Here is a 3,509-nt window from a genome sequence, read left to right on the forward strand (position 1 = left end):
AGCTGGCGCGCCTGCGCGTAGAGGAACCGGACAATTTCACCGATATCCAGGAAATCGAACAGGAAATCGAGCGCCTCAAGGCACGCATCAACCGCCTGCCGTTTCTCGACACCTTCGACCTCAAGTACAACCTGCTGGTCAAGCAACCCAACCCAAGCTCAAAGGCGGTGATGTTCTGCCTGATGGACGTGTCCGGTTCGATGACCCAGGCGACCAAAGACATCGCCAAGCGCTTCTTCATCCTGCTGTATCTGTTCCTCAAGCGTAATTACGACCGCATCGAAGTCGTGTTCATTCGCCACCACACCAGTGCCCGCGAAGTGGACGAGGAAGAATTTTTCTACTCGCGGGAAACCGGGGGCACCATCGTTTCCAGCGCACTCAAGCTAATGCAGGAGATCATGGCTGAACGCTACCCGGCCAGTGACTGGAACATCTATGCTGCCCAGGCGTCCGACGGCGACAACTGGAACGACGACTCGCCAATCTGCCGCGATATCCTGGCCAAGCAGATCATGCCGCACGTGCAGTACTACACTTACGTCGAAATCACCCCCCGTGAGCACCAGGCGCTGTGGTACGAATACGAACGCATCGGCGAGGCCTTCCCCGACACGTTTGCCCAACAGCAGCTGGTATCGGCCGGCGACATCTACCCGGTCTTCCGTGAACTCTTCCAGCGCAGGTTAGCCACATGACCGCCAGAGCACAGAGACGCCAACCCATTTCCACCGGGTCCGAATGGACGTTCGAACTGATCCAGACCTACGACCGGGAAATCAGCCGCCTGGCCGAGCGCTACGCCCTGGACACCTACCCCAACCAGATCGAGGTGATCACGGCCGAGCAGATGATGGACGCCTACGCTTCCGTCGGCATGCCACTGGGCTATCACCACTGGTCCTACGGCAAGCAGTTCCTCAGCACGGAAAAGTCCTATAGCCGTGGTCAGATGGGCCTGGCCTACGAGATCGTGATCAACTCCGACCCCTGCATCGCTTACCTGATGGAAGAAAACACCATGTGCATGCAGGCACTGGTGATCGCCCATGCCTGCTATGGGCATAACAGCTTCTTCAAAGGCAACTACCTGTTCCGCACCTGGACGGATGCCAGCTCGATCATCGACTACCTGGTGTTCGCCAAGCAGTACATCGCGCAGTGCGAGGAACGCCACGGCATCGACGCCGTGGAAGACCTGATCGACTCCTGCCATGCCCTGATGAACTACGGCGTAGACCGCTACAAGCGGCCCTACCCTATTTCTGCCGAAGAGGAGCGGCGCCGGCAACAGGAGCGCGAGGAACACTTGCAGCGGCAGATCAACGACCTGTGGCGGACCATCCCGAAAAGCGCCGAAAAGGGCAATGACCGCGATGAAGGGCGCTTCCCCGCCGAGCCGCAGGAAAACATCCTGTACTTCATCGAAAAGAACGCCCCGCTGCTGGAACCCTGGCAACGGGAAGTGGTGCGCATCGTGCGCAAGATAGCCCAGTATTTCTACCCGCAGCGCCAGACCCAGGTGATGAACGAAGGCTGGGCAACCTTCTGGCACTACACCCTGATGAACGACTTGTACGACGAGGGGCTGATAACTGAAGGCTTCATGATGGAGTTTCTGCAGTCGCACACCAGTGTGGTGTTCCAGCCTGGTTTCGACAGCCCGTACTACAGCGGCATCAACCCTTACGCGCTGGGCTTTGCGATGTACACCGACATCCGCCGCATGTGCGAGAACCCAACCGAAGAGGATCGCCACTGGTTCCCCGACATTGCCGGCAGTGATTGGCTTTCTACCATCAAGTTCGCCATGAGCAGCTTCAAGGACGAGAGTTTCATCCTGCAATACCTGTCGCCCAAGGTAATGCGCGACCTCAAGCTGTTCAGCATTCTCGATGATGACCAACGGGACGATCTGCTGGTACCGGCCATTCACGACGAGTCGGGTTACCGGCTCATTCGCGAGCAGTTGGCAGCCCAGTACAACCTGGGCAACTGTGAGCCGAACGTGCAGATCTGGAGTGTCGACCGCCGTGGGGACCGCTCCCTCACCCTGCGTCACCAGCAGCACAACCGCAAACCGCTCGGCGACTCGACCGACGAAGTCCTCAAGCACCTGCATCGGCTGTGGGGCTTCGATATCCACCTGGAGACCGTGCAAGGCGAGCAGGTGGTCAAGACCCACCACATGCCGCCACGCGGCGAGCACGGCGACGGCGGCGAATACGGCCGCATGGACCTGGCGGTGATTCACCATCTCTGAAGCCACGCCATGACTGCCGGCGGGTTATGCTGTCGGCAGTTATGGAGAGTTGCTCATGCACATTTACAAGGTTGGCGGTGCCGTACGTGACCGCCTGCTCGGCCGACCGGTCAGCGATATCGACTGGCTGGTGGTCGGTGCCAGCGTCGAGGAAATGCTGGCCAAGGGTTACCGCCCGGTCGGCGCCGACTTCCCGGTATTCCTGCACCCGAAAACCGGCGAGGAATACGCCCTGGCCCGTACCGAACGCAAAAGCGGGCGCGGCTACGGTGGCTTCACCTTCCATGCCAGCCCCGACGTAACCCTGGAAGAAGACCTGATCCGCCGCGACCTGACCATCAATGCCATGGCCGAGGATGAGGCCGGGCAGGTTCATGACCCTTACCAGGGCGCGCGGGACCTGGACCAACGCCTGTTACGCCACGTTTCCCCAGCGTTCGCTGAAGACCCCCTGCGTGTGCTGCGGGTGGCGCGCTTTGCTGCGCGCTATGCACCCTTGGGCTTTCGGGTCGCCGATGAAACCCTGGAGCTGATGCGCCAGATCAGTGCCTCGGGCGAATTGCAGGCCTTGACTGCAGAGCGCAGCTGGAAGGAGATCGAGCGCGCGCTGATGGAGGCGCAGCCGCAGGTGTTCTTCCAGGTCCTGCATGCGTGCGCCGCCCTCCGGGAACTGTTGCCTGAGCTTGATAGCGCCCCCCAAGCCCTGGCTGCGCTGGGACAAGCAGCTGCGCATCACCAGCCCCTGCACGTGCGCTGGGCCTGCCTGTTGCACCAGTTGCCCCCCGCCTCGATCAAGACCGTCAACCAACGCCTCAAGGCGCCGCGGGAATGCCAGGAGCTGGCCCTGCTGACGGGTGAGTGCCTGGTGCAGGCTGATCAGGCGCTGCAGCTGCCTGCCATGTCACTGCTGGCGCTGTTGCAGAAGTTCGATGTGTACCGGCGCCCGCAGCGGTTTGAGGATTTCCTGGCTGCCTGCGAGATGGTGGCACTGGGGAATTGCAAAGCGGGTTATCCACAGGGCGAGTATTTGCGTGGCGCTGCGGCAGCGGCGCGGGCGGTGGATGTGAAGCCGCTTGTGCAGGCTGGGCTGACTGGCCAGGCACTGGGCGAAGCGCTCAAAGCGCAGCGGCTGAAAGCGCTTGAGGCTTACCGGCACCGCTAGTGCTACCGGCCCTTTCGCGACCAAAGCCGCTCCCATAGGTAGCGCGCCAACGTGAAGGCAACACAGCCCCTGTGGGAGATTCTA

At 61.0% G+C, this 3,509-nt stretch carries 3 protein-coding genes; all 3 read left to right on the top strand.

The window, feature by feature from the left end; genetic code table 11:
* Window positions 1-698 (top strand): YeaH/YhbH family protein (locus tag GYA94_RS26605; protein WP_161893448.1); only part of this gene is annotated, 698 nt, incomplete at its 5' end.
* Window positions 695-2,263, top strand: coding sequence for a SpoVR family protein (locus tag GYA94_RS26610; RefSeq protein WP_161893449.1), 1,569 nt, complete (start codon window positions 695-697; stop codon window positions 2,261-2,263). The genes GYA94_RS26605 and GYA94_RS26610, both read left to right, overlap by 4 nt.
* A gap of 55 nt (window positions 2,264-2,318) precedes the next feature.
* The gene (locus GYA94_RS26615; RefSeq protein WP_110679009.1) at window positions 2,319-3,425 is read left to right on the top strand and encodes a tRNA nucleotidyltransferase/poly(A) polymerase-related protein; all 1,107 of its coding nucleotides are present in this window, start codon (window positions 2,319-2,321) and stop codon (window positions 3,423-3,425) included.
* Window positions 3,426-3,509 lie beyond the last annotated feature (84 nt).

The sequence above is a fragment of the Pseudomonas juntendi genome, from assembly GCF_009932375.1.
In the GTDB taxonomy this organism is placed as follows: domain Bacteria; phylum Pseudomonadota; class Gammaproteobacteria; order Pseudomonadales; family Pseudomonadaceae; genus Aquipseudomonas; species Aquipseudomonas juntendi.